27 protein-coding genes are annotated in these 26190 nt (G+C 65.8%); 21 read left to right on the top strand and 6 right to left on the bottom strand.

Annotated features, from left to right (window positions below; translation table 11 throughout):
* Window positions 1–36 precede the first annotated feature (36 nt).
* Both zapE and PPGU16_RS09855 read left to right on the top strand, forming a co-directional pair.
* The gene (zapE, locus tag PPGU16_RS09860; protein ID WP_180719829.1) at window positions 37–1134 is read left to right on the top strand and encodes a cell division protein ZapE; all 1098 of its coding nucleotides are present in this window, start codon (window positions 37–39) and stop codon (window positions 1132–1134) included.
* Window positions 1135–1292: 158 nt separating this feature from the next.
* Entirely contained in the window at window positions 1293–1745 is a 453-nt protein-coding gene (locus PPGU16_RS09855) for a transposase (RefSeq protein WP_180719828.1), read from the top strand.
* Between the two features lie 124 nt (window positions 1746–1869).
* On the opposite strand, the gene PPGU16_RS09850 is transcribed toward PPGU16_RS09855, so the two are convergent.
* The 4 genes from PPGU16_RS09850 to PPGU16_RS09835 form a co-directional block, all read right to left on the bottom strand.
* The gene (locus PPGU16_RS09850; RefSeq protein WP_180719827.1) at window positions 1870–2355 is read right to left on the bottom strand and encodes a DUF2147 domain-containing protein; all 486 of its coding nucleotides are present in this window, start codon (window positions 2353–2355) and stop codon (window positions 1870–1872) included.
* Window positions 2356–2535: 180 nt separating this feature from the next.
* A complete protein-coding gene (locus PPGU16_RS09845) occupies window positions 2536–4221 on the bottom strand; it encodes a ShlB/FhaC/HecB family hemolysin secretion/activation protein (RefSeq protein ID WP_180719826.1) in 1686 nt (561 codons plus the stop codon).
* Between the two features lie 160 nt (window positions 4222–4381).
* Entirely contained in the window at window positions 4382–5665 is a 1284-nt protein-coding gene (locus PPGU16_RS09840) for a collagen-like triple helix repeat-containing protein (protein WP_434064393.1), read from the bottom strand.
* A 130-nt stretch (window positions 5666–5795) separates the two neighbouring features.
* Window positions 5796–7205 carry a collagen-like triple helix repeat-containing protein gene (locus PPGU16_RS09835; RefSeq protein ID WP_180719825.1) on the bottom strand — a complete coding sequence of 470 codons (1410 nt, stop codon included), beginning with the start codon at window positions 7203–7205 and terminating at the stop codon, window positions 5796–5798.
* Window positions 7206–7872: 667 nt separating this feature from the next.
* On the opposite strand from PPGU16_RS09835, the gene PPGU16_RS09830 reads away from it, so the two are divergent.
* The 14 genes from PPGU16_RS09830 to PPGU16_RS09765 all read left to right on the top strand — a co-directional run bounded on the left by PPGU16_RS09830 (window position 7873) and on the right by PPGU16_RS09765 (window position 21872).
* Window positions 7873–8061 carry a Flp family type IVb pilin gene (locus PPGU16_RS09830; protein WP_180719824.1) on the top strand — a complete coding sequence of 63 codons (189 nt, stop codon included), beginning with the start codon at window positions 7873–7875 and terminating at the stop codon, window positions 8059–8061.
* A gap of 170 nt (window positions 8062–8231) precedes the next feature.
* The gene (locus tag PPGU16_RS09825) at window positions 8232–8726 is read left to right on the top strand and encodes a prepilin peptidase (protein ID WP_180719823.1); all 495 of its coding nucleotides are present in this window, start codon (window positions 8232–8234) and stop codon (window positions 8724–8726) included.
* Between the two features lie 23 nt (window positions 8727–8749).
* The gene (locus tag PPGU16_RS09820) at window positions 8750–9226 is read left to right on the top strand and encodes a TadE/TadG family type IV pilus assembly protein (RefSeq protein ID WP_238271239.1); all 477 of its coding nucleotides are present in this window, start codon (window positions 8750–8752) and stop codon (window positions 9224–9226) included.
* Window positions 9227–9311: 85 nt separating this feature from the next.
* On the top strand, window positions 9312–10259 hold the full coding sequence (gene cpaB, locus PPGU16_RS09815; protein WP_180722590.1) for a Flp pilus assembly protein CpaB: 948 nt from the start codon (window positions 9312–9314) through the stop codon (window positions 10257–10259).
* A 95-nt stretch (window positions 10260–10354) separates the two neighbouring features.
* A complete protein-coding gene (locus tag PPGU16_RS09810) occupies window positions 10355–11764 on the top strand; it encodes a type II and III secretion system protein family protein (RefSeq protein WP_180719822.1) in 1410 nt (469 codons plus the stop codon).
* 57 nt (window positions 11765–11821) lie between these two features.
* Entirely contained in the window at window positions 11822–13183 is a 1362-nt protein-coding gene (locus tag PPGU16_RS09805) for a fimbrial protein (protein WP_180719821.1), read from the top strand.
* 3 nt (window positions 13184–13186) lie between these two features.
* A complete protein-coding gene (locus tag PPGU16_RS09800; RefSeq protein WP_180719820.1) occupies window positions 13187–14539 on the top strand; it encodes a TadA family conjugal transfer-associated ATPase in 1353 nt (450 codons plus the stop codon).
* Entirely contained in the window at window positions 14532–15533 is a 1002-nt protein-coding gene (locus tag PPGU16_RS09795; protein ID WP_180719819.1) for a type II secretion system F family protein, read from the top strand. The genes PPGU16_RS09800 and PPGU16_RS09795 overlap by 8 nt, the downstream gene beginning before the upstream one ends.
* Before the next feature lie 2 nt (window positions 15534–15535).
* Window positions 15536–16570, top strand: coding sequence for a type II secretion system F family protein (locus PPGU16_RS09790; protein WP_180719818.1), 1035 nt, complete (start codon window positions 15536–15538; stop codon window positions 16568–16570).
* Window positions 16571–16606: 36 nt separating this feature from the next.
* A complete protein-coding gene (locus PPGU16_RS09785; protein WP_180722589.1) occupies window positions 16607–17482 on the top strand; it encodes a tetratricopeptide repeat protein in 876 nt (291 codons plus the stop codon).
* 128 nt (window positions 17483–17610) lie between these two features.
* The gene (locus PPGU16_RS09780) at window positions 17611–17904 is read left to right on the top strand and encodes a DUF3613 domain-containing protein (RefSeq protein WP_224030169.1); all 294 of its coding nucleotides are present in this window, start codon (window positions 17611–17613) and stop codon (window positions 17902–17904) included.
* A gap of 7 nt (window positions 17905–17911) precedes the next feature.
* On the top strand, window positions 17912–19687 hold the full coding sequence (locus PPGU16_RS09775) for a TadG family pilus assembly protein (protein WP_243460527.1): 1776 nt from the start codon (window positions 17912–17914) through the stop codon (window positions 19685–19687).
* Between the two features lie 31 nt (window positions 19688–19718).
* Window positions 19719–21110: a sigma 54-interacting transcriptional regulator gene (locus tag PPGU16_RS09770; protein ID WP_180719817.1), complete on the top strand. Its 1392-nt coding sequence runs from the start codon at window positions 19719–19721 to the stop codon at window positions 21108–21110.
* Between the two features lie 48 nt (window positions 21111–21158).
* Window positions 21159–21872, top strand: coding sequence for a DUF2968 domain-containing protein (locus PPGU16_RS09765; protein WP_180719816.1), 714 nt, complete (start codon window positions 21159–21161; stop codon window positions 21870–21872).
* A 264-nt stretch (window positions 21873–22136) separates the two neighbouring features.
* On the opposite strand, the gene PPGU16_RS09760 is transcribed toward PPGU16_RS09765, so the two are convergent.
* Window positions 22137–22307 (bottom strand): hypothetical protein, encoded by a 171-nt coding sequence (locus PPGU16_RS09760; protein ID WP_180719815.1) that lies wholly within the window; start codon window positions 22305–22307, stop codon window positions 22137–22139.
* Window positions 22308–22577: 270 nt separating this feature from the next.
* Here PPGU16_RS09760 and PPGU16_RS09755 point away from each other — a divergent pair, with 270 nt between their 5' ends.
* A complete protein-coding gene (locus tag PPGU16_RS09755; protein WP_180719814.1) occupies window positions 22578–22805 on the top strand; it encodes a hypothetical protein in 228 nt (75 codons plus the stop codon).
* A 78-nt stretch (window positions 22806–22883) separates the two neighbouring features.
* Here PPGU16_RS09755 and hfq read toward each other — a convergent pair whose 3' ends face one another.
* On the bottom strand, window positions 22884–23342 hold the full coding sequence (gene hfq / locus PPGU16_RS09750; protein ID WP_180719813.1) for an RNA chaperone Hfq: 459 nt from the start codon (window positions 23340–23342) through the stop codon (window positions 22884–22886).
* Window positions 23343–23856: 514 nt separating this feature from the next.
* Here hfq and PPGU16_RS09745 point away from each other — a divergent pair.
* The 4 genes from PPGU16_RS09745 to PPGU16_RS09730 all read left to right on the top strand — a co-directional run bounded on the left by PPGU16_RS09745 (window position 23857) and on the right by PPGU16_RS09730 (window position 26085).
* Window positions 23857–24006, top strand: a complete 150-nt coding sequence (locus tag PPGU16_RS09745) for a hypothetical protein (protein ID WP_180719812.1) — start codon at window positions 23857–23859, stop codon at window positions 24004–24006.
* 33 nt (window positions 24007–24039) lie between these two features.
* Complete coding sequence (locus tag PPGU16_RS09740; protein WP_042315018.1) at window positions 24040–24558, top strand: sigma-70 family RNA polymerase sigma factor; 519 nt, start codon at window positions 24040–24042, stop codon at window positions 24556–24558.
* Between the two features lie 10 nt (window positions 24559–24568).
* The gene (locus tag PPGU16_RS09735) at window positions 24569–25363 is read left to right on the top strand and encodes an anti-sigma factor family protein (protein ID WP_180719811.1); all 795 of its coding nucleotides are present in this window, start codon (window positions 24569–24571) and stop codon (window positions 25361–25363) included.
* Window positions 25364–25608: 245 nt separating this feature from the next.
* Window positions 25609–26085 (top strand): hypothetical protein, encoded by a 477-nt coding sequence (locus tag PPGU16_RS09730; protein WP_180719810.1) that lies wholly within the window; start codon window positions 25609–25611, stop codon window positions 26083–26085.
* Window positions 26086–26190: the final 105 nt, after the last annotated feature.

Here is a 26190-nt window from a genome sequence, read left to right as displayed (position 1 = left end):
GAATCCCTCCCGCCTTCTTCATTGCTGTCTCACACAATGAACGTCACCGAATACTACGAACAGGAACTGCAGACCCGGGGATACGAGTCTGATCCGGCCCAACGCGCGGCCGTCGATCGTCTGCAACAGTGCTATGAAGAGTGGGCTGCGTATAAGGCACGTCGTCCGAACGCCTTTATGAAGCTGATCATGCACCCTGATCTGCCCAAGGGTGTCTATATGTGGGGCGGCGTAGGGCGCGGAAAGAGCTTCCTGATGGACAGCTTTTACGCGGTCGTGCCGCTCGTGCGTAAGACGCGTCTGCATTTTCACGAGTTCATGCGGGAAGTGCATCGCGAACTCGAAGAACTGAAAGGGCAGGCCGATCCGCTCGACGAACTCGCGCGGCGCATTGCGAAGCGTTATCGGCTGATCTGCTTCGACGAATTCCACGTGTCCGACATCGCGGACGCGATGATCCTGTACCGGCTGCTGGATCGGCTGTTCACGAACGGCGTGCAGTTCGTGATGACGTCCAACTACGATCCCGATCTGCTCTATCCCGACGGCCTGCATCGCGACCGTCTGCTGCCTGCCATCGAACTGATCAAGAGCAAGCTCGATGTGATCAACGTCGATGCGGGCATCGACTACCGGCGGCGCACGCTGTCGCAGGTGGAGGTGTATCACACGCCGCTCGGCGCCGCCTCCGACAAGGCGTTGCGCGACGCGTTCGGCAAGCTCGCCGCCGTGCCCGACGAAAGCCCGCTGCTGCGCATCGAGAAGCGCGAACTGAAGGCGCTGCGCCGCGCGGACGGCGTGGTCTGGTTCGACTTCGCGACGCTGTGCGGCGGCCCGCGCTCGCAGAACGACTACCTCGAACTGGCGAGCCGCTTCCACGCGGTGATTCTGTCCGGCATTCCGCAGATGACGCCTCGTATGCAGTCCGAAGCACGTCGCTTCACGTGGCTGATCGACGTTTTCTACGATCACAAGGTCAAACTGCTGATGTCGGCCGCCGTGCCGCCCGAAGAACTCTACACGGAAGGGCCGATGGCCAACGAGTTCACGCGGACCGTTTCGCGTATCGTCGAGATGCAGTCGCAGGAATACCTGGATGCGCCGCGACGGATCGTCGATACATCGCTCACCTGATCAAATTCCAGCCTGTGGCCGCACCGTTTGGGATAGCGCGATACGCGCTGAACCATACGGCAGCGGCTGGCGATGCATTTTCAAGATTCGGATTGCTCTGATATTCGCTAGTGGGGCGACTCTATATCGTCGAAATACTCTTGACGAATGGAGAACCCATGACCCCCTATCGCGATATTAGTGATGAAGAATGGCAGCGCATCGCGCCGCTGCTGCCGGAACTGCGTCCGCGTTCCGAACTGCGCGGCCGGCCGCTTGCCAACACCCGCTCCGTGCTCAACGGCGTGCTCTGGGTGATCTACAGCGGCGCTACCTGGTCCGCCATGCCGCGCAAATACCCTTCGTATCAAACCTGTCACCGCCGTTTCAAGGCGTGGCATCAGGCTGGCGTACTGCAACGTGTGATGGACCAGCTGTTCGGCGACGCAGGCAGCGAACTGTGCAACACGATGGAATCCCGCATGCGCACCCATGCGCCGAACGTGGCCGCAGCCGCGAACGATGCCGCGCAACCGTGCGTGCCCGCCACGCCGCTGTTCACGCCGCCGTCTGGCGTGCCCGCGGCACCGCTGATGTTCGACTACACCAGCCCTTTCAAGAACGCGGCATGACGGATCGAACGAATTGAGCGCACGCGACAACAAAAAGCCGGTCTGGCGAGACTAATCGCCAGACCGGCTTTTTTACGTGCCTGCTGTGCCGCTCTCATCGAAAAGCGAACACCGCGCGACAGCCTCAGTTCTGTCGAACCCACGTCTGCGAACGCCCCAACAGCGATACGCCGATATAGCCGCGCACCACCAGCTTCTGCCCGCCGTCTTCGACGTGCATCTTGCATTTGTAGAGCTTGCCGTTTTCCGGGTCGAGAATCCGCCCGCCGTCCCAGCCTTCGCCGTCCTTCTTCATATCGTCGATGATCGTCATGCCGAGAATCGGCTGATCCTTGCGCGCGTCCGTGCAGGCGGTGCAGCGGCGATCCGGCTGGTCATTCGCACCAAGCCCCTTGATGACCTTGCCGCTCAGTCTGCCGTTCGCGTCCTGCGTGATCTGCACGAGCGCCTTGGGCTGGCCCGTGTGATCGTCGATGGTCTGCCATGTGCCGACCGGCGTGTCGGCCTGCGCAAATGCCGTGACGGCGCCCGCGAGCAGCGCGCCGGCTACGACCGCCTGTTTCAACGTAGTGCCGAGCGCAAAGCGCGCGCGCTGGGTGAGTGAAGTCATTGTCGTCCTCCTTGTTGAAAATCGTCGCGATGGATGTCGCGCGGCGCCGTGTGAGTGCTGATGCGAGGCGGCGCCATGCCTGTGTTTCGATGCATGGGAGAGGGCAGAATACGTGAAAGTCTCCGCGTCGTTTGATAGTGAATGCTCTAATTGGCGCATGTTCTTGCAACGACGCAGGTGTCAGTTCAACTGATACGAAAACGTCGCATTGATGCGTGGACTGCGCGACGCGTTCTCGACGGGCGCATCGCCGACCGCCTTCGCAACCGACAGATCGAGGCTGTAATACTTTGCGTCGGAAATCCGAAAGCCGATCGCCACGGAAGCAAGCCTGTTCGGCTGCGGCGTGCCCGCATGCAGATAGACGCGCGCCATGTCGAACGACACATACGGCGTGAGCGTGCGCAGATACGTGAAGCCGAGCGCGATCGCGCGATTGATTTCGAACGACGCGCCCCAGCCCGAATCGCCCGATGTCTCGCCCGGTTGATAGCCTTGCGCGAAGCGTTGCGCGCCGAACGAGATCTGCTCCGAGGTCGGCAGCGTGTCGGGGCTGTATTGACCCGTCGCGGCGACCGTCGTGCCGATGCCGAGCGGCCACTCGTTGGTTTGCGAAAAACTCGCGCCTGTGCGCACGAAGGTGATCGAAGCGGGATTGACGGTCGTCGTGCCTGGGATGTTCGAGTCGCCGGCCTTGCCTGCGCCGAGTATGTCGAACGCTTTTGCGACGTTGAGGCTGGCCTTGCGCGCCTGGCCCGTTTTCACGTCCGCGTAGTCGGCCTGCAACTGCAGTACGCGCACCTGCGAGCGCAGCCCGATCGACGCGCCCGTGATCGTATTGTTGAAGCGGTCTTCATCGTGCGATGCGTAGGCCGTGACCGTTCCCGTCAGACTGCGCGCGTTGCTCAGGATAAACGGATACGACAGCGAGCCGCCGATCCTGTCGTTGATCACTGTCCGCTCGACATACGACGGCAAGCCGGGATTGTCCTTCGGATTGCCGCGATAGTGCGACGCATCGATCTTCGCGGTCATGCCTTCGCTGCCGATGGGCAGCGCGCCATGCGCCGCAAGATACGTGACGTTGTCGCGCCCCTTCGGCAGCAGTGCCGAGACGCTCAACTGCTCGCCGAGCGACGTGAGCCCGTTCTCGGTCGCCGTCAGCAGCCCTTGCACGCCGGGGTGATTGAAGTCGATGCCCGTGCTGATATCGAACGGCTTGCGATCGACGTTGAGTTCCAGCGTGGTCGCGCCGTCAGTGGTCTGCGGCGGCGGCACGTTCGCCGCGACTTTCACGCCGGGCAGGAGACCCATCGTGTTGATGTAGCGCTCGAAGGTCGCGCGGCGCAGCGGCCGGTCCGCCGTGATGAGCGCGGCGATCGCGCGAATCTTGTCCTCGGTCTTGCCGGGTTTGCCCGTCACTTTCACGTTCGCGACGTAGCCTTCGACGATCGTCACGCGCACGACGCCGTTCTCGAACGTCTGCGCTGGCACGAACGCGAACGACAGCGCATAGCCTCGTTCCTGATAAAGACGCGTGACGCCGTTCGCGACTTCGATCAACTCGCCGATCGTGATGTCCTTGCCGACGAGCGGCGTGAAGCGCCGCGCGACGTCGTTGAAGGGAATCGACTTGACGCCTTCGACCTGAACCTTGGTCGGCGTGAGATGCCGTGCGAGCAGTTCCTGGAGTTGCGGCGCTTGCGGCTGGATTTGCGCTGTCGCGTTCGGGCCTTTTTCGGGCGCCTTGATTTGGGGCAGTGCCTCGAGCGGGTTGCCGCTCACAGCCGGTCGGGTTTGTGCCTGAACCGCGCTTGCGGCGACGGCCGCAAGCAGGAGTGTCCATTGCCTGGTCCCCAGTTTCATCGGTGTGTCCTCGGAAGGCCTGTTGTTGTTTTGCGTACGCGCGCCTGGCTGGGCGTCACGTGCGCTTCTCTCGTATTTGTGTCGTTCGGTGATACGGGTGATTCAGTGCGATTTCTTCACCGCCTCGGACACGGGCGCGTGCGTCGCGCCCGCGCGCGCGTCATTTCTTCGCCGAAGGCAGCAGAGCGCCGACTAACGGCGTCGAGCCGCCCGTGGTCGAACCCAGCGTGCTCGTAAGCGTGCTGACGAGGCCTGTGACGGGCGCCAGCGGGTTGCTCCCCGATCCATTGCCGCCCGTCGCGCCGCCGAGCACGCCCGTCACCGACGCCAATGGAGTCCCCGAACCCGAACTCGTTGCGGCGCCCGCGAGCGGCGTGCTGCCGAGCAGCGTCGATACCGAGCCGAGGGCGTTATCGCCGAGACCGGCGCCCGACAACAGGCCGTTCAGCGGGCTGAGCAGACCGCCTGCCGTCGACGGCGGCGGACCGGGTCGCACGAGGGCCGTCGATCCGCCGACGAGACTCACGATCAGCCCCGGAATCGGTGCATAGCCGTTCGGGCCGTTCGGATTGACGAGACCGCCCGTGTTCGTGACCGTGTTGCCGAGCGCGCCGACTAGCGAGCCCACGTCTGCACCGAGCGGGTTTTGCGTCGTGCCGCCAACGGTGTTGCCCGCGTTCTGCAGCGCGCCGCCGACTTGCGCGAGCACGCCCGAGACGGGCTGCCCGAGGCCCGTCGTCGTGCCGACGCTTTGCGTCACCTGGCCGAGCGTGATGACGAGCGGCGTGACGGCCGTGCTGAGCGGTTGCGTGACCTGTTGCACGGGAGCCGACGACAGCGTGCGGCCGAGCGTCACGCCGCCCGCGTTGAGCGCGTTGGCTACGCCGTCGAGCGTGCCCGCCACGGGCGTCGTGACGGGCGAGAGGGCGGAGAGATTGCCTGTGCCGAGTCCATCGACGGTCGTCGCGACGCCATGCACGACGCCGCTCGTCGAACTGACGACATTGCCCAGACCCGACACCGTGGTGCCGACGGGATTGGACGTCGTGCCGATCTGGCCGAGGCCGTTGCTGACCGCATCGGCGAGTGCGTTGACCGTGCCGCCCGCGCCCGACACCGTGCTGCCGAGGCCTTGCGTGACCTGCGGCGATACACCCGGCAGCGTGACGGAGCCGATCGTGCTGCCCAGATCGTCGGCCGTCTTGGCGACCGTCGATACCGTGCCCGTCGTGCCCGTGGTCGTGGTGGTGCCGCCGCCCGGCGTCGTATCGCCGCCGCCTGTGCTGTTCGATGGCGGCGTGGGCGACGACGCGGTGACGCTATGCCCGCCGCACGCCGTCAGCAGGCACGCCATTACGAGTGCGGGAAATGGAGCGCGTATTTCAGGAAAGGCGGGCAATGCGGCGCGCATGGTTTCGGGAATGGAAAAACGTTGCGTGTGCATGGAGTGCTCCTCGGTGTCGGGGGACGTCGTGGGACGCTCGCGCGCCGGGTTTGCCGCGCGCTCGCTGTCGATTTGCAAATCGGGACGAGCCGGAGCGCGAGGGATTGGGCGCGTTCCGGCTCAACCGTGGCTACTTCTTCGCGCCGCCGCCAAGCAGGCCGCCGACGAGCGACGTGACCCCGGAAAGGGGATTGGCCGGTCCGCTCGTGCCGCCGCCGGTCGACGTGAGCGAAAGACCGCCGGGCGCGGTTGAACCGGTGGAAGCCGTCGAAGTGGCATGCGAAGAAGCGGTCGATGCCGTCGGCGCGGCGACGGCGCCCGTGACCGTCGAGACGACGCCCGTGACGGCGTTCGTGAGGCCGCCCAGCGGGTTGCTGCCTGAAGCTGCATTACCGCCGCCCGAGCTGCCCGTGACCCCGACTGCGACGTTGCCGGTGACGCTGGCCGTGATGCCGCCCAGCGCGCCCGTCACGGCGCTCAACGGGCTGCCCGCGCCCGAGCCGCCTGCGCCCGCTGTACCGCCCGTCAGGCCGCCGAGCGCGCCCGTCAACGGCGCCAGTGGATTGCCGCCCGAGCCGCCCGTCAGCAGTCCGCCGGCCGCGATAGTGGTTTTGCCGGCATCGCCCACCACATTGCCGAGACCTGCCGAGACGGGATTGCTGCCGCCCGTCGTCGCGACGATGCCGCCTGTCTTCACGAGCTGGTTGCCGAGCGTCGTCAGCAGTCCATTGACGGGCGCGCCGATGCCCGTCGTGTTGCCGACCGTCTGCGTGGTCGCCGCGACCATCGACGTGATCGGCGTGATGGCTGTGCTGAGTTGCTGCGTGACCTGCTGCACGGGCCCCGTCGACAACGCTGTGGTCAGCGCGTTGCCGCCGTTGGTCACAGCGCCGCCTACCGTTTCGACGACGCCGCCAAGCGGCGTCGTGACGGCGGCGAGTGGCGCAAGCGGTCCACTGCCGACGCTTTGCACCAGCGCGCCCGCGCTCGTCACCGCGCCGCCGACGTGGCTCACGACGCTGCCCGTGCTCGCTACGGTGGTGCCCACCGGATCGCTCGTCGCACCCAGTTGCCCGAGCCCTTGCGAGACGCCGTTGCCGAGCGTCGACACAGCAGCGCCGAGATTCGACACGATGCCGCCCGCCGCCTTGGTCGTGTCGGCGCTGACGCCCGGCAGTGTCTGCGAGCCGATCGCGCTGCCGACGCCCGATACCGTCGAGCCGACATCCGTCACGACGCCGCCGGCACCGGCCGAGACCGTGCCGACCTGGTTGGCCGTCTTCGTCGCCGGATTGGAGCCGTTGCCGTTGTTGTCCGAGCCACCGCCGGAACCGTTGCCTGCGTTGGTGCTGCCTCCCGTTCCCGCGGCACTGCCATCCGGGCCGCTTGCGCCCCCCGTCGATAACGTGCCGCTGCTGCCGCCCCCCGTGCCCTGGCTCAACGATCCCGATCCGCCGCAAGCTGCCAGAGACAGCAACGCCGTCACGGCGCCCGCAATGATCGAAGCCCGAACCAGGGCATGTGTCGTTTGAATTTTCATTTCGTCCTCGGATCTCTCATGTTGTGTGTGGTGCTGCACGCCTATATCTGCAACAGCTATGCCATTGCGTATGAGGAAACGGGGAGACGATGCGGCTGGAGCACGCTGCGCCAACGCTGGCGCGTCTTTGCGGGCAGTCGGGCAGCGCGCGGGAAACTGTTGAGGAACGCTAAGCGGATGGGAATGTGATGCGGCGAATCACGGCGTAACGTTACGGGAGCGCCGTTTCGTTACGGGAGGATGGGTAACGCTGGGTAACGCGATGCTTGAAACAAACGGCTTAAGCGGGCGCTTGGTGCAGTCAATCTAACTCATGGAATCCCCTATGTGCTAAGACGCACAGACTGCCGCTAATCTACAGGAACGTTGAATGGTTCAAACGCAACGGTCTGAAAATTTGTGGCGTAACGCGATTGCTTCCAAAAGATTGTTAAGTTATAAATCTGAAACATATTGGCGCCTGGCAAGGGAGGTGCGCTATAGAACACACAACTCATTTCAGATTGCATTAACGCATCAACGCCAGCAGGTTCATGGCAGATAAAAGGCCTCAGGCCAAGGCATCTAAACCGTACGGGGCATAAGAGAGAATGTCCTTCATGGGCCGTCTGCGAGAGCATTGCCAGCGTCATCAAATCAACGAATAGAAAGTCCGAGGGTCACCAAAATGAAGCATTTCGCCAGCCAATTCCTGAGAGACAACAAGGGCGTCACGGCAATCGAATATGGCCTGATTGCAGGTGTGGTCGCCATTGCAATCGCTACCTCCGCAGGTTCTGTAGGAACCAATTTGTCGACACTGTTCGATAATATCGCCGGGAAAATATCTTCGGCTGCTACAGCTGCTAAAACGTAATAGCAGCTTAAACGGTTTATCTAAAAGCATCGAATAACGAGCGTCGCCAGCGACGCTCGTTGACGGTTTGCGTCTGTTCAAAACGAATAGCTCACTAATGCGAATTGCATGGAGTGTCGCAATTAATTCGCATCGCTAATTATCAGACCGGTAAAGATTGCTGAATCCCTATGACTGCCTGGATTGGAAGTCTTATGTTCGTTGCATGGACACTGACAGTGGCGGCGAGCGATCTTCGCCATCGGCGCGTCGCGAACGCGTCGATCGTGGCCGGGCTGATTGCGGCCTTCGCCTGCGCGTTCACGGCGCGCATGCCGTTCGGCATCGCGCCGGCGCAGGCCGCGCTGGGCGCGCTGCTCGGTCTTGCCGCGCTGCTGCCATTCTTCGCGCTGCACGTGATGGGCGCCGCCGACGTCAAGGTGTTCGCCGTGCTCGGCGCATGGTGCGGCCCGCATGCGCTGCTCGATCTGTGGATTGCCGCGAGCATCCTCGCGGGGCTGCATGCGCTCGCGCTGCTGCTCGCGACGCGCACGCGGCTCGCCACGCTCGTCCGCAGCGGCGAGGCGACGTTCGAATTGCGCGGCCACCGCGCGACGCCGTACGTGACGTGTCTTGGGATCCCGGCGCTCGGCATGCTCGCGCTGCGTCAACTGGGAGGAGCGTGATCGTGCACGCGCCGACGCGAACCCTGCAAGCAGCACGCAAATGCGATCGCGCGTGCCACGCGCGGCGACGTCAGCGCGGCGCGAGCGCCGTCGAATTCGCGCTCGTGTTTCCGCTCTTTTTCATGATCTTCTACGCGATCGTGACGTTCAGCCTGATCTTCGTCGCACAGCAGAGCCTGACGCTCGCAGCCGAAGAGGGCGCGCGCGCCGCGCTCAATTATCAGCATGCGCAAAACGTGAATGCTGCGCTCGACAACCGCACGGCGGCCGCGTGCTCGGCCGCGACGAACCTGACCAACTGGCTCGCGGCGAAAGCGACATGCGACGCGAGTTGGGCGCCTTGCACGTTCGACGGCACGATGCGCTGCGTCACCGTCACGCTCACCTACAACTACCAGACCAATCCGCTCGTGCCGCCCGTGCCGCTGCTGGATGTCGCGCTGCCCGCGCAACTGACGAGCACGTCGATGGTTCAACTCAACCCGGGGTATGTGCTGTGATCGCGATGCCGCGCCCGTTCTTCCCATTGGCACATGACCTGGCCCGCAGCACGCGGGTAGGCGCAGGAGGCGAACCATGCCGAATCTGAGTCCCAACGTGACCCGGATCGCCGCGGGGGTGCTGATCGCGCTCGCTGTCGTGCTCGGCGTGCTCGCGCTGACGCTGGCACGCCGTCCCGCGCCGGTGGCGGCGCCCGTCGCGCAGGCATCGGCGGCCTGGCAGGTGGTCGTCGCGCTGCGCGCGCTGCCCGCCGGACAGCCGATTCCCGCCGACGCGTTGCGCATCCAGAGTCTGCCCATCAACCCGTCGGGCGCCTTCAACGATCCGTCGCTGGTCGCCGGCCGCGTGCCTATTGCGGAGATCGGCGCGCAGGCGCCCGTGCTCGAGGCGCAACTGTCGTCGGGCATCGCCGAGCGCGTCGAGCCGGGCGAGCGCGCGGTGGCCGTGCGCGTCGACGAAACCAATGCTGTCAGCAACCGCTTGCGTCCGGGCAATCTCGTCGACGTGTTTTTCACATTGAAGCGCGACGGAATGAGCGCGGGTCCCGCGGGGCAATCGGAAGTCGAACGCACGCAGGCGCGGCTGCTGCTGTCGCGCGTGCGCGTGCTCGCGTGGGGCAACGTCGCCGCCAACGGCACGCCCGATGCGAACACACCCGCGCGCACCGCCGTGCTCGCCGTGCCGCTCGCCGACGTCGACAGATTGGCGCTCGCCGAAGGCGCGGGGCGCCTCGTGCTCGCGCTGCGCAACCCGCGCGACACCGACGTGCTCGATGCCGCCGCGTTGCCCGCGTATCCGGGCGTGCTGAAGACAGCGGCGGGGCGCGACGCGCCGCCGTCGACGCGCGCGGCAGCAGGCGTCGCGCTCGACGAACTGTCGGGCAGCAACGGGCGACAGTCATTGCCCGCACCAGCGGCCGTGCCGCGCGGCGCGCCGGGTAGTGCGCCTGCGCGCCTCGTCGCAGGCGCGCATGAGACGCGCGGTGGAATCGAAGTGATACGCGGCGGCCGGTCGGAAACGGTCGCGTGGTGACGACGCGCGCGGCGCGATAAAAGCGGGCGGCGCGATGAGCCGTCGATGAAAAAAAGCGTGCTTCAGGGAGGGCGCGAATGCGCGTCCAGGGGAACATGAGAAAAAGGATTCTTGCGTGGCGCGTGGCCATGATCGTGTGCGTACTGCCGATGGCGGTGCGGCCCGTCGCGAGCGGCGCAGCCGACAGCGCGGGCATCGCGCCGGCGCCCGCTGCCGCGCCGGTCATCGACCTCGCCGTCGGCGCGCAGCAGACGCTCGCGGCGGGGCGCACGCTGACGCGCGTCGCCGTCGGCGATCCGAATGTCGCCGATGTGCTGATCCTCAAAGGCGGCGCGAAAAAACGCGGCGGCGTGCTGCTGGTCGGCAAATCGGCGGGCACGACGAGTGTGATGCTGTGGGAGCGCGACGGCGATGCGCCGCTCACCTATACGGTGAACGTCACATCCGCTGCCGCAGGCGGTCTGCTCGACGGCAGCACGCCGGATGTGAAGGTGCTCGGCGGCACGGCCGTGATCAGGGGCAAGGCTGCGACGATGGAATCGCATCAGCGGGCGGCCAGCGTCGCGGCGGGCGCAGTCTCGTCAGTGGGCGCGGACGGCAAAGGCGGCAAGGGCGGCGCGGTGCTCGACGCCTCGACGATCACAACGCGGCCGGTCGTGCAGGTCGACGTGCGCGTCGTCGAATTCAGCCGCGCGGTGCTCAAGCAGATCGGCTTCAATTTCTCGAAGGGCTACAACGGCTTCGCGTTCGGTTCGTTCGGACCGTCGTCGCTGAACAAGGCAACCTTCACGCCCGGCCAGGGCACGTCGTTCGATTCGACGATGCCGATCTCGTCCGCCTTCAACCTCGTGTTCGGCTCGGTCGCGCACAACCTGTTCGCCGACCTGAGCCTGATGGAGAGCAACAACCTCGCGCGCATTCTTGCCGAGCCGACGCTCGTCGCGCTGTCCGGCCAGAGCGCGAGCTTTCTCGCGGGCGGCGAGATTCCCGTACCCGTGCCGCAGGGGCTCGGCACGACGTCGATCGAATACAAGCCGTACGGCGTCGGCCTCACGCTCACGCCGACCGTGCTCAGCCCGCAGCGCATCGCGCTGAAAGTCGCGCCCGAAGCAAGTCAGCTCGACTTCGTGCACGCCGTGACGGTGAACGGGATCTCGGTGCCTGCCATCACCACGCGCCGCGCCGACACGACCGTCGAACTCGGCGATGGCGAGAGCTTCGTGATCGGCGGGCTGATCGATCGCGAGACGGCCTCGAATGTCGACAAGGTGCCCGTGCTCGGCGACCTGCCCATCCTCGGTGCGTTCTTCAAACAACTGAACTACTCGCAGAGCGACAAGGAGCTGCTGATCATCGTCTCGCCGCATCTGGTGTCGCCGCTCGCGAAAGGCGCGGCGATGCCGTCGACGCCCGGCGAGCAATCCGAGCAGCGCGACGCGCCCGTTTGGCGGTCGCTGCTCGGCGGCGCCGCGTCGCGCGATGCCGCGCCCGGATTCTCGAAATGAACGCGCGGCAGGAATCGACAACGGCAACGGGCGGGCCGCCGCAACAGGAACGGCAACATGAACGCGAGAACTTACGCTTTGACTGACCGCGCCGTCACCGACTGCTTCGTGCTCGCGACGCAAGCCGACGAGCACGCGCGCTGGCTGGCGGGATCGCTCGTGTCGGCGGGTGCGGTCGAGGCGGTGAGCCTCGATCCGAACGCGCTCGTGCAGCGCATCGGCACGCTCAACCCTTCGCTCGTGTTCGTCGATTTTTCGGGCGGCCGGGTCGTGGCCGCGAGCGCTGCGGCGAACGCGGCGCGCACCGCGTATCCGGGCCTGCAGATCGTCGCGCTCGGCTCGGTGCGCGAGCCGGAGAGCGCGCTCGCCGCGTTGCGCGCGGGCGTGCGCGATTTCATCGACCTGTGCGCGCCTGCCGCCGATGCGCTGCGTATCACGCGCGAGGTGTTCGAGAACATCGTCGAGCCCGTAAGCCGTCACGGCAAGCTGACGGCGATCGTCGGCGCGCGTATCGGCATGGGCGTGTCGACGCTGGCCGCGAATCTCGCCGTACTGCTGCAACGACGCGATGCCGCGCAAGGCCGCGAGGCGCTGCTGCTCGATCTCGGCTTGCCGGCTGGCGACGGCACGCTGTTGCTCAACACGAAGTGCGAGTTCGGTTTCGTCGAAGCCGTGCGCAACGTGCGCCGCTTCGATCAGACCTTCGTGCACACCGCGCTGTCGCATCACGCGAGCGGCCTCGCGCTCACGACGCTGCCCGCTGATCTCGGCGATATGCGCGAAGTCTCGCATGCGTCGTCGGTGGGATTGCTGAACCGGCTGCGCGCGTTCTTCGATCAGCAGATCGTCGATCTCGGCGGCTTCACGAACACTGAGTTCATCGCTAACGTCGTGCAGGCCGCCGACGAAACCTGGCTCGTCTGCGATCAGGGCGTGCCGTCCGTCGTGTCGGCCGTCGGCGTACTGGACGGCTTGCGCGAGCACGGTATGGAAGCAGAGAAGATCGCGCAGAAGGTGCGCCTCGTCGTCAGCAAGGCGTCGCCGGAACTGGGTCTTACGCCTGCGCAGATCGCGCAGCGACTCGAACTCGAACTGATCGCGACGTTGCCCGAGCGGCGCGTCGCGTTGGGCCAGGCGATGAATCAGGGCCACCTGCTCGCCGAGGCCGCGCCGCGCGATCCGTACGTGCGCGCGCTCGACTTGCTCGTGACGAGGCTCGCAGGCGCGCCCGCAGAGCAGGGCGCTGACGGCAAACCACGCAAAGCGGCCAAAGCAGCAAAAGTGGCCAAAGCGACCAAAGCGACCAAAGCGGACGACGCAGCCGACGCCGCGATGCCCACACCGCCGCCACGCGCGCGCGGCAAGTCCGCGCTCGATGCATTCCGCCGCTTCCTTCCCACTTCCAGCAAACGGTCATAGACAATGGCAAAAGAAATCGAATTTGCCGACGACGCCCCTGCGTTCGAGCAGAGCCAGCAGTTCCAGGACATCAAGAACGCGGCGCACGAACATCTGCTCACGCGCATCGAAGAACTCGGCGCGGAGTTCGGCCGCTGGTCGCGCAATGCGATCAACCAGTTCGTCGATCTGGAGATGGACAGCTTCGTGCGTCTGCGCCGCATCCCGATCAACGAGAGCGAGGTGCGGCGGATTGCCGAGGCGCTGACCAAGGAACTGGCGGGCTTCGGGCCGATCGAGGATCTGCTGAACGATCCCGCCGTCGAGGACATCCTCGTGAACGGCTACAACGACGTTTACGTGTCGCGCCACGGCATCCTCGCGAAAATCCCCGTGCGTTTCGCGGACAACGCGCATCTGCTGCGGATCGTGCGGCGCATTCTCGCGCCCATCGGCCGGCGTCTGGACGAGTCGAACCCGATGGTCGACGCGCGGCTGCCCGACGGCGGCCGGGTGAACGTGGTGATCGAGCCGCTGTCGATCGACGGGCCGGTCGTGTCGATCCGCAAGTTCCGCAAAGACCCGCTGCGTCCCGACGATCTGCTCGCCAACGGCACGTACAGCGCCGAGCTGGGCGCGCTGCTCGAAGCGGCCGTGCAGGCGCGCTGCAATATTCTGGTGTCGGGCGGCACGAGTTCGGGCAAGACGTCGCTGCTCAACGCGCTCGCGTTTCATATCCCCGAAGCCGAGCGCGTCGTGACCATCGAGGACACGGCCGAGCTGTCGCTCAATCACCCGCATGTGGTGCGGCTCGAAAGCCGGCCGGGCGGCTTCGACGGCAATGGCCTCGTGTCGATTCGCGACCTGTTGCGCAACACGCTGCGGATGCGCCCGGACCGCATCATCGTCGGCGAAGTGCGCGGCGGCGAAGTGCTCGAAATGCTGCAGGCAATGAACACGGGACACGATGGATCGATGGGCACCGTGCACGCGAGCTCGCCCCGCGAATGTCTGTACCGGCTCGAAATGCTCGCGGGCTTTGCGGGCTTCCAGGGCACGGAATCGAGCTTGCGGCGGCAGATCGCGAATGCGATCGACTTCATCGTGCAGATCGGGCGGCTCTCGAATGGCAGACGCCGCATCCTGTCGATCACCGAGGTCACGGGACTGTCGGACAACATCATCGCGACGCAGGAACTCTATCGCTTCGAACCGCTGACCTCGCCCGAAGGCGAAGAGACCGACAACTGGACGTCGCTCGGCATTCATCCGCATTCGCCGAAGCTCGCGCGGTTCAGGCAGGCGCTGGGTGGTGCGATCGGCGGCGGATTCGGCGGCGGCTTCGGTCAGAGCGGCGGCGGGGGCTTCAATGTTTAGCGTCGCGCTCATCGTGGCCGCACTCGCGCTGCTGTGCGTGGCCGGGGCGCTGATCGTCATGCAGCGCGGCGCGCAGCACAAGGAACGCGCGAGCACCGAGCGCTTCATCGACAGCCGTATGGCGCAGATCGCGCAGCCCGCCCTGGCGAGTGGCGGCGCGGCTGCGGGCATCGGCAGCCAGACGGGCGTGCTGCGCGCGCAGGCGCTCGCGCAGACGGCGGAGGCAGCAACCGGCTGGCGCAAGCTCAAGGCGCGCATGGCGCTCGCATTCGATCAGTCGATGAACCGCGCGGGCATGTCGAACGCGAGACTGCCCGCGCTCTGCGCGCTATCCGGCTCGCTCGCGTTATCCGCGTTCGCCGGGAGCCGCGCGGGAACGGGTGTGTTCTGCATGACGCTCGTCACCTGCGCCGTGCTGCTCTACGTATTGATGGCGCGCCGCATCCTGAAGCGCCGCCAGATGATCGTGCGTCAGCTGCCGTCGTTTCTCGACGGCATCGTGCGTCTGATCGTGCTCGGCAACAGCGTGCCCGCCGCGTTCCAGGCTTCGCTGCAGACCACGGAAGCACCGTTGCGCCAATGTCTCGATCACGTCTCGCAGATGCTGCGCGCGGGCGTCGAAATCGATCGCGCGCTCTGTCACGTCGCGCAGGTGTATCGCGCGAACGAACTCGAACTGCTCGGCGCAGTGCTGCGCCTGTCGGTGAAATACGGCGGACGCGCCGACGTGATGCTCGACCGCATGGCGTCGTTCATGCGCGATCTCGAACAGGCTGAGCGCGAGCTGTCGGCGATGTCGGCGGAAACGCGGCTTTCCGCGTGGGTGCTGACGCTGCTGCCCATCGGCATCGGCGTGTTTCTGATCGCGTCGAATCCGCAGTATTTCGCGTGGATGTGGAAAGACGCATCCGGGCAACGCCTCGTGTATCTCGCGTTCGCGCTGCAGATGACGGGTGCGTTCCTGCTGTACCGCCTTGCGCGGTTAAAGGGCTGACGATGGACGCGCACCGTCTCGCCGCGCTTGCCGTTGCCTGCGTCGGGCTCGCGTTGCTGCTCATGGGCATGGCGTTGTGGAGGCGTCATGCGGCTGCGCGGCGCAGTGCGCGGGTGCTGGCCGACGCACTGGCGCGGCGCGCCGCGCAGGCGGCGCCGGCTTCCGGCGCAACAGCAGCCGCAACCGCGGGCGGCCGTGCGGGCCACGCCGGGTTTGACGGCGCCATGCGCGCATCGGCGCCAGCAGCTTCGAACGGTCTGCAACGGTTGCTTGCGCGCGCGTCGGAAGCGGGCATGCGCTGGCTCGACACGCCGCTCGGCCGTCAGGTCGTCGCCGATGAAGACCGGCGCGTGCTGGAGCAGTGCGGTTTCGTCGATGCTCGCGCGCGTGGCCTGTTCCTGATCGCGCGGATCGGCGGCGCGATCGTGTTGCCGCTCGTCGCGCTCGCGCTGATGGGGTTTCATCCGCAGGGTTCGCGCGGGCCGGCCGTCGTCGTGTTCGCGCTGCTGGCGGGCTTCATGCTGCCGAAGTTCGTCGTGAGGCGTCGCGCGGCGGCGCGGCGTCGTGCCGTGACGGACGAACTGCCGATGCTCGTCGATCTGCTGCGTCTGTTGCAGGGCGTCGGTTTGTCGCTCGATCAGAGCCTGCAGGTGATGGTCAACGATTTTCGCAGCGTGCTGCCCGTGCTGTCGGGCGAACTCGCGATCGCGCAGCGGCAGGCCGCGGCGGGCCGCACGCGCGAGCAGTCGCTACACCGTCTCGCATCGAGCTACGGGAACGAGGATCTGCGCGCGATCGTGCGTTTGCTGGTTCAGGTGGACCGGCATGGCGGCGCGGTGCAGGAACCGCTCAAGCAGTTCGGCGACCGTCTGCGCGAAGTGCGTCGCTCGATGCTGCGCGAACGTATCGGCCGCCTGACCGTGAAGATGACGGGGATCATGGTCGTCACGCTGCTGCCCGCGCTGCTGATCGTGACGGCGGGGCCGGGCGTGCTGGCCGTCGTGCATTCGCTGTCGGCGTCGGCGGTGCATCGTTAGGGAAAACGAAACATCATGAAAAAGCACGACACGACGATGCGCTCATTTCAGACTACGCGGTCGAGTCCGCTGCGATTAGTAGTCGCGCTGGTTGCCGGCTGCGCGCTGCTCGGCGCGTGCGCGGTGAAAGAGTCGGGCTACGGCGTCGGGCCGCAGGCCGAGCGCGAGGCGAAGCTCCAGCAATCGACGCGCGACACCGCGCCCGATACGCCCGGCATGTACCTCAGCCTGATCGACAGGATGCAGGCGCAAGGGTTGTACTACGCGTCGCTCGCGCATATCGACGCCTACGAGAAACAGTACGGCGTATCGCCCGATTCGATCCTGCTGCGCGCCGACGCATTGCGCGCGACCGATCAGCCGGCGGCAAGCGCGTCGGCCTACGCGCAATTGCTGAACACGCCGCTCGCTGCGCGCGGCTATCGCGGGCTGGGTCTGCTGGCGGGCGCGTCGGGCGACTTCGAGCGCGCGTCGCAGTCGCTCGGACAGGCCGCGGAACTCGCGCCGACGGATGTCGCGACATTGTCCGATCTCGGCTATGCGCGGCTGCGCGCAGGCGATGTCGCGGGCGCGCGCGTGCCGTTGATGAAAGCGGCGGAACTCGACGGCCACAACCAGAAGGTGATCGGCAACATCGCGCTGTATCTGCTCGCGGATGGACAGACAGCGCGCGCGCAGGCGCTCGTCAAGGAGCAGAAGCTTGCGCCCGACGTGCGCGCGCAGCTTCGCGACGAGGCGGCGAAAGTGGCAGCCGCGAGCCGTGCGCGCCGCGTGAACGATCCACGCGCGGCGAAGCCCGCTGTACCTCATGCGCCAGGCGCGGCCACCGCGCTGCCGGCGCCGACGCCGTCAGTCGCGAGTGTGCAGGCCGTCGATCAGCCTCAGCGTTTGCTGCAACGGTTTGCGCAATGACGCGGCGCGTGCGGCCGCAAAGGATCAGGGAGAAAGCGATGAAAACGAAGACGGGAGGGCATGGCATCGGCGCGGCGGGCTTGTGCCTGTGCATGAGTGTTGTCATGCGTTCGCTCATGAGTTTGGCCATGAGTTTGGCCGTGACAGGCAGCGCCAGCGCGCAGGAAGCAGGCGGAAGCCCGGAGGCGGCCACTCCGCTCGCAAGCGAAATCGGTCACTCGACGCGTGACTGGCTCGACCTGCAGCGCAGCGGCGCGCAAGCCGCGCCGCCTCTGACGATGCTCGGCGATGAAGCGGGCCTCGCGTACCAGCGCTACATGGAGTCGTTCAAGGCGAAGATTCCCGTGTCGTTCGGTTCGTCGGTGGGCGGGAGCGGCAATCTGCTGCGCGTCGATTACACGAACATGGGCGCATCACAGTAGAGCTGAAATGCCTTTGCTCGAGACCGACCGTCCATCGTCGATGCGAACTTTCGTGCACCGTTCCAGGCACGTGCGCGCGTACCGTCAGCGCGGCGCGACGGCCGTGCTCGCGGCCGTGTGGCTCGGCACGGCTGTCGCGGCGCTGGGCGTGCTCGACGTCGGCAATGTGTTTCTCGTGCGCCGTCAGTTGCAACAGGCGGCCGACATGGCCGCCGTTGCCGGCGCGCAGACCATCGGCATGGCGGGCGGCTGCGCAGGCGCGACGGCTTCCGCGCAGCAGTCGGCGGCGCGCAACGGCTATACGGGCAGTGCTCCCGTCGGCGTGACCTGCGGCAGATGGACGGCGGCAAGCGGTGCCGCCCAATTCGACACGTCGGGCGCGGCGCCGCTCAATGCCGTGCAGGTGACGGCAACCCAAAGCGTGAAGCATTTCTTCATCGGTCCGGCGCGCGATGTGCAGGCCGTCGCGACCGCGAAGGCGACGGATACGGCGTCGTTCTCGCTGTCGACGAATCTGGCGTCGCTGTCGGGCGGCGCGATCAACGGATTGCTGAGCGCGTTGCTCGGCGCGAGCGTGTCGCTCGACGTCGCGACGTGGCAAGCGCTCGCGTCGACGAACGTGCGGCTCGGCGATCTCGCCACGCAAGTCGGCGTCGCGTCGATCGACGAACTGCTGAACGCCAAAGCGTCGGTGGCGGATCTCGCCGGCGCGATGGTGAGCGTGCTCAGCCGGAACAACGTCGCGAGTGCCAACGTGACGTCCGCGCTGACGACGATTCAGGCGGCGGTGAGCGGCGGCGCGAAGATCGCGCTCGGCGACGGCGGCGCGGGCGCGCCCGGTTTGCTCGCGATCGGACTTGCCGACCGGCAGGCGGCCGCTTCGGCGACGATCAGCGCGCTCGATGCAGTGATCGTCGCTGCGGAACTCGCGCGCGGCACGTCGGCGCTCGATCTCGGCGCGGCGCTCAACCCGTCGGCGATCCCGGGCATCACGTTGCCTGTGAGCCTGACGGCGCAGGCCGCGATCCTGCAACCGCCCGTGATCGCCGTCGGCGAGGCGGGGATGGACGGCAGCGGCAACTACCGGACGAGCGCGCATGCCGCGCAGGTGCGGGTGTATCTCGATCTGAACCTGAACATTCCTCTGCTCGCGACCGTCGACCTTCCGCTTTATATCGAAGGCGCGAACGGCACGGCTGCCCTGACGCAGACGCAGTGCGCGGCATCGAAGGCGGCCAGCACGAGCACCGTACTCGTCACGCAGACAGGCGTGGCGAGCGCGTGCATCGGCGGGGATGCCGCGGCGAAGCTGACCAATACGACGAGCGCAGCGCAATGCCAGCAGCCCGCGAAAGTGGCGAGCCTGCTCGGATCGCTGGTCGCGGTCCATGTGGGCACGCACACGCCCGCGTCGGGACTGAACCTGTCGTTGCAGAGCCAGGCACCCGAGACGCTTACCTTCAACGGCGCCGCAGGCGACGGCGACGACACGCAGGGCGGCAATGCGAACGCGCTCGGCGCGGAAACGGGCGGGCTGCTCGGCCAGCTGATCTCGCAACTGCCGACCCACGTTTATCTGACGCTCGCCGGCGTGCGGCTGACGGCAGGGCAGTCGGACGCCTACCAGCAGAGCGTTCAGTCGCTCGCCGATACGCTGCAACCGATCCTCGGCAGCCTCGACACCGTGCTCGTCCCCTTGCTGCAACTACTCGGTGTGCAGATTGGCGTGAGCACGGTCCATGCGATCTCGCTGTCGTGCAGCGACGCGCAGCTCGTCAACTAAAACGAAACGGCCATTCAATGAATTTCTGCCTATGAGAGCCACCACGAAAATCGAGGAACTGGACCTGTATGTCTGGGAGGGCAAGGCCGATATCGTCGATCGCGTCGCGCGCTGCATGGCGAGCTTCGAAGTCGAGGTGATCCGCGCCGACGATGTCGCGATCTCGGTGGAGCGCACGTCGGTGCGGCCGTCGCTCGCGCTCATCAGCGTGTCGGTGATCGATACGGCGGGCTTCGCCGTGCGCGATCTGCAGGCGACGCACGGCATGCCCGTGATCTGGGTCGGCGCCGCGCCGCGCGACCAGGACCCGGCGATGTACCCCGCCGAGTACTCGCACGTGCTGCCCCTCGACTTCACCTGCGCCGAACTGCGCAGCATGGTGACGAAGCTGATCGTGCAACTGCGCGCGCATTCCGCGCAGACGCTGGAGTCGAGCGCGCTCGTCGCGAACTCCGAATGCATGCAGGCGCTGCTGCACGAAGTCGACACGTTCGCCGACTGCGAGACGAGCGTGCTCGTGCATGGCGAAACGGGCGTCGGCAAGGAGCGCATCGCGCAATTGCTGCACGAAAAACATTCGCGCTATGGGCGCGGCCCGTTCATCGCCGTGAACTGCGGCGCGATTCCCGACGGGCTGTTCGAGTCGCTGTTCTTCGGCCACTCGAAAGGATCGTTCACGGGGGCCGTGGGCGCGCACAAGGGCTATTTCGAACAGGCCGACGGCGGCACGCTGTTTCTCGACGAGATCGGCGACCTGCCGCTGTACCAGCAGGTGAAGCTGCTGCGCGTGCTCGAGGACAGCGCGGTTACGCGCATCGGTTCGGCGACGCCCGTGAAGCTCGACTTCCGGCTCGTCGCGGCGACCAACAGGCATCTGCCGCAACTCGTGAAGGACGGCACGTTCCGCGCGGACCTGTACTACCGGCTTGCCGTGATCGAACTGAAAATTCCGTCGCTGGAAGAGCGGGGCGCCGTCGACAAGATCGCCATCTTCAAGGCGTTCATCGCGTCCGTGGTCGGAGCCGAACGGCTCGCGTCGCTGCCCGATATTCCGTACTGGCTCGCGGACGCCGTCGCCGACACGTACTTCCCCGGCAACGTGCGCGAACTGCGCAACCTGGCCGAACGGATCGGCGTGACGGTGCGGCAGATCGGCGCGTGGGACGCGGCGCGGCTGCACCGGCTGCTTGCGGTTGCGCGCAGCACGCAGCCCGTGCCTGCCGAGAGCGCAGCGGAAGTGCTCGTCGATCGCAGCAAGTGGGATATGGACGAGCGTAACCGCGTGCTCGCCGCGCTCGATGCGAACAGCTGGCGCCGCCAGGACACGGCGCAATACCTCGGTATCAGCCGCAAGGTGCTGTGGGAAAAGATGCGTAAGTACCAAATTTTCGACGAGGAACCCGAAACTCGTGAAAGTGAGTAATAATTGAACGGTTTTGCAAAACTAAAACACGACACGAGCAGAAATTACATGGACCAGAAGTCGAAAGTTCGACACATCGTGATGTCGGCAATGATCGTTTTCGGGGGCGTTCAAGGGGTCTACGCGCAGAGTTCTGCCAGTAACGGCACGGACGACGCAGCGAGTGTGATCGTCGCGCAGACAACGCCTGCTGCTGCTCCCGTCACGGCGGACAGTCAAACGATTGCGCTCACGCCAGACGAGGCGAAGCAGTCGGCGACGGGCAATGTCGCGGAACTGCAACAGAAGATTCACGGCGCCGACGTCACCGAATTGCGCACGACCTACAACGGCAGCTACGGGGCAAGCCTGTTGTTCTATGGCAAGGACATGACGTACTACGTCGCGCTCTTCCAGCAGAAGAACTTCTGGCGCGTGATCAAGACGCAGGACGAAGCGCGCGCCGAGCAGATTTACCGCGACTTCGCGCGTCAGACGGCACAGCTGTCCGATGTCGAAATCCGCCGCACCAAGCTCGAAGCGCAGAAGGCCTACACGGATCACCTCGTCGCGCTGTCACAGGAGCGCGCGAACCGTCTGCAGGCCGACCTGAACATCGCGCACGAGCAGCAGACCATCGTCAACAGCATGCAGCAGCAGACCCGTGCGGAAGCTGCGGCGCTGGCGCAGCAGAAGGCGCAGTCGCAGGAGCAGTTGCGCGCGGCGCAGCGCCAGGTGCGCGATCTGCAGCGTCAGCTCGAAAGCGGCCTGGCAGTGCGCTGACCTTGCGTGAGCCGCGCGGGCCTTCGACGGCTTCGCGGCTCCGCCTCGTGTGTCTGACCGGACTCACACCACGCATCTGACCATGCGGGGGTGGGTTCGTCTGCAGCGCCGCGAGGCGTTTGGAATCGACGCGTGCGGCGATAGCACCGTGAGCCGTGCATCGACGTACGGCACGCTCTTCATCGGTCAGACGGCCGTCTTCATCCATCCCGCGTGCGCGCAGCGTCCGCGCGGATGGCATATCTCGCTCTGCAACGGCCTTCCTCAGCGCGACTTTTTCTGCTTGCCTTGACGGTTATCGTCGTCGTCCGGTTCCGGATCGACCGCGATCGGGTCGCTGGCAGGAAAGGTCTCGTCGAGCGCTTCGTCGAGACGTTCGTCGCTGGACGGATGTTTGTCGGGTGCCTTCGGGGTGGGGTGCTTCGATGTGGACATGACACGCTCCGCTGCGTAGATTGAACTCAGCATAACGCAATCATGCCATCGCAGCCGCCTGGGCCTATGGCATAGGCCAAACGCACACACAACGCCCCCAGCGTGGCGCGAATCGCACGCCGACTAGCGACTCAGGTTGAACATCGCGAAAGCATGTTGTAGGTTCCATGCAGGCCAATGGAATTTCTCGCGGGATCGTTCGTTATAACGGTGTCACACGACGTCGGCGCACACGTAGGCGCCGGGCGCGGCTGGCTTACGAGGGCAACCATGCAACCGAATGGATATGGCAGCGGACAGCGCCTGAGCGCGTCACATGTTGTCGAATCGGAACTGGAGCATCTGGAGTGGGCAATGCGTCAGCCGATGGTGCATCGGCTGAACGCCCGCTACTGGCAGCGACGGGTGCTCGAAGTGAAGTGCGGGTATGAACTGACTGCCCAACAGGGCGTGCGGATCGAGAGGATGCTCAAGCAGCTGGCCAGTCGTCCCGGCTAGCCAGCCGCCCGTGTTGCAGTGCAGGCGCGCCGGGCGCGCGCCTCACGCTGCCGTGAAGCCCGTTGGGCTTATCCGGCCTTATTCGCTGCTGCCGCCGCCGTTGTTACCCTGATCGTTGCCGTTATTGCCAGCGCCGTACAGGCGTCGGCGGCGGGTGACGACCACGGGCGCGTCCGACGACGAAGACCGGTCCGACGACCCTTGCGAACCGCCATACGACTCACGCGGCTCGCGCGGTTCCCGGGGCTCGCGGTGTTCACGCGAACCATGCGGGCCGCGTGCGGAATGCTCGCCATGCGACGGCCGTCCTGCGCGCGGCGCGGGGCGGGTGCCCGTGTCGAGCTGGATCGTGGAAATGGCGCGCTTGTAGATGCCTTGCAGCCCGACGGGCGTGCGCAGCATCACCAGATACTGGTCGAACGACTCGATGCAGCCCGTCAGGCGAATGCCGTTGACGAGGTAAATCTCCACGCGCTTACGTTCTTTGCGCGCTGCGTTCATAAAGTCGTTTTGCGGATGCGATTCTGCGGAAGGCATGGACAATTGTGTGTAGAGAAACGGTTGTTCGTCGTGATTTTACCCGTTGTCGCTTTACGCTGACATGATGGGTCCAAACGTCGAACGGGGTTGACGCCCACTATAACCACTTGTGGGCGCGGAAGCATCCATTAAAGATCAAGTGTAACGTTGAGTTACCAAATCCTGCGGCGCTATGCGCGCCAGCCAACGTTCACGGCGGTTGCGGGCGCCGGACGGCGTCGATACGCACGCTCGCTCCAGACCAGAAATGTCGCCATTCGCGCATGCCGCGGAATAAAACGCCTGCCACGAGCGTTTATCGGTCAGGCATCGCACGAAAGCCGCGAAGCCGTGAGATGGCAAGACGGACGTGTCAGCAGCACGCATCGCAAACGGGCGTCCGTCTTTGCACGAGGTTTCCTCAACTGTCCAATGGGTCGCCGGCGTCGCGTCGTCTGTCGCACGCGTGCGTGCCGCCGGTTCAACGCATGGCTATGCGATACGTCGCGCCGCGCCGTGCAGGAGGTTTTACATGAAAGTGTCCAGACTGGTATCGACCGTATTCGTCGTGCTCGCGCTCGGGATTGCGTCCCTCTCGCTGACCGCGTGTCAATCCACGGGCGACATGAGTTCGTCGGGTGGGAGCAGCGGCGGCTCGAGCGGTAGTAGTGGCGGCTATTGACAATGCCTGTGCTCGCATGACAGCTTGCGCCGGGTGAACTTCGAAGCGGAAGTGATTTCGTGGCTCCCTCAGTTGCGGCGCTATGCGCGCGCACTGACGGGCGACCCAGCTTGGGCGGACGACCTGGTTCAGGATACGGCCGAGCGCGCGCTCGCCCGCTGGAAAGGCTTCCGCCCGGACAGCAACCTGCGTGCGTGGCTGCTGACTATTTTGCGGCATCTGTATATCGACCAGTTGCGGGTGCGCCGCGAAATCGCCGTCGACGACGAGAGCGCGCCATGGCGCAATCTCGAAGCGCCGCGCGGCGAAGTCGACGGTCTGGTGTTGCGCGATGTGCAGCGCGCGCTTTATTGTCTGCCCGTCGAGCAACGCGAAGTGATGTTGCTGGTTTGCGTGGAGGAGTTGAGTTATCAGGAGGCGTCCGTGGCGCTAGGCGTGCCGATCGGCACGGTGATGTCGCGGCTGTCTCGCGCCCGCGAGCACATGCGGGCATTGTTGACGGAAGGGCCTGTCCACAAGTCGCCGTCGCTGAAAGTGGTGAAGGCCAGGTGAGAAGCGCGCAATGAACAACGACGAACACACTACCGGTTCCGCGAACGCGCCTGATCTGCGCGCGCTGTCGGCATTCGTCGACAGCGAGTTGCCGGAGAGCGAGAGCGCCGCCGTGCGCGAGCATCTGGCGCGCGACCCGCAGGCGTCCGCACAGGTCGCGTCGTGGCGTGCGCAGAAGGCCGCGCTGCAGGCGCTGTGCGGCGCGCCCGAACGCGAGGAGCCGCCGTTCATCGTGCTGCGCGCGCGCATTCCGTGGTGGCGCCGCGTGGCCGTCGCGGCATGCTGGCTCGCAGTCGGCGCGGGGCTGGCGCTTGCGCTCGGCCCGCTGGTGCCGCGCCTGACGGGCGGCGGCAATGGCGACGTGATGTCGTTCGCGCGGCGCGCGGATATCGCCTACGCCGTCTATACGCCGGAGCGCCGTCATCCCGTCGAGGTAGCGGCCGCCGAGGAAGAGCATCTGATCAACTGGCTGTCGAAGCGCCTGAACCGGCATCTGTCCGTGCCTTCGCTGCAGGAGTACGGCTATACGCTCGTCGGCGGAAGGCTGTTGCCGGGCGAAGCCGGGCCTGCCGCGCAATTCATGTACGAGAACCAGGGCGGCGCGCGCCTCACGCTCTACGTGACGGGCATCCCGAAAGACGAGACCGCGTTCCGTCTGTTCCGCGACGGCAACCGGCGCACCTTCTACTGGATCAACGATCACATGGGTTACGCGCTGTCTGGTCCGATCGAGGAAGACAAGCTGCGCTCGATCGCGATCGAAGTGTGCGGCGAACTCGGCGGCCGTCCGGAAACGTGGCAGTAATCGCTGCGCCGCATCGACCTTCCAGGTGCCGGAAACATCGTGTAACACGATGCGCGGCGCCGCTTCCCGCGCAGCAGGAATAGCGCCTTGTGCACAAGCGTTTAAGTTGTGCAGGCGCGTGATTTTCGCTCCCGGCGAATCTGCAGCGGCCATTGGCCGCGCGTCCTGCAAGGCGAATCGATGGCGTCTTCACGGCGACGGCACACGAACGTGCCGCAACGCCGCACCGTCGGGCAGGACACATCATGCGTACTTTGTTTGGACTCGGCGCGACGCTGTGCGTGTGCGCCGGATGCGCGGTTACGGCTTCACCGCCCGTTGCCGCGCAGGAGCCGCTCAACGATCAGATGACATGCCGCAACATCGTCGGTCAGGCGGAGATCGACGGCACCATGCAGCAGATCAGCGGCCTTGCTTGCCAGCAGCCGGATGGGACATGGCAGATCCAGCAGGCCGACGACTCAGCGGCCGTCGTCTATCCGATTCCCGCCTATCCTTACTATGACCCGTGGTACTGGGGGCCGCCTGTCGCCGTGGGCTTCGGCGCGTCGTTCGTGTTCGTCGACCGGTTTCATCATTTCCATCACATGAACCATGTGCATTGGGGGCGGCCGGGCGGCATGGGCCATGGCGGATTCCACGGGACGGGCGGCATGCACGGCTGGGGCGGCGGTCACGCATGGGGCGGCATGGGTGGCATGGGCGGCGGGCACCGGCGTTGATCGTGGGCGATGCGTGTCGCGCGAGCGCTATTCGTCGCCTGCGAGTCTTGAACACACTCGAACCCGCTGCCTCTCAGCAACCTAGCCAGCCGATACCGCTTCGAC

The sequence above is a fragment of the Paraburkholderia largidicola genome, from assembly GCF_013426895.1.
GTDB lineage: Bacteria > Pseudomonadota > Gammaproteobacteria > Burkholderiales > Burkholderiaceae > Paraburkholderia > Paraburkholderia largidicola.
The sequence above is the reverse complement of the archived record's forward strand: the minus strand, read 5'-3'. Positions and strand labels throughout refer to the sequence as shown.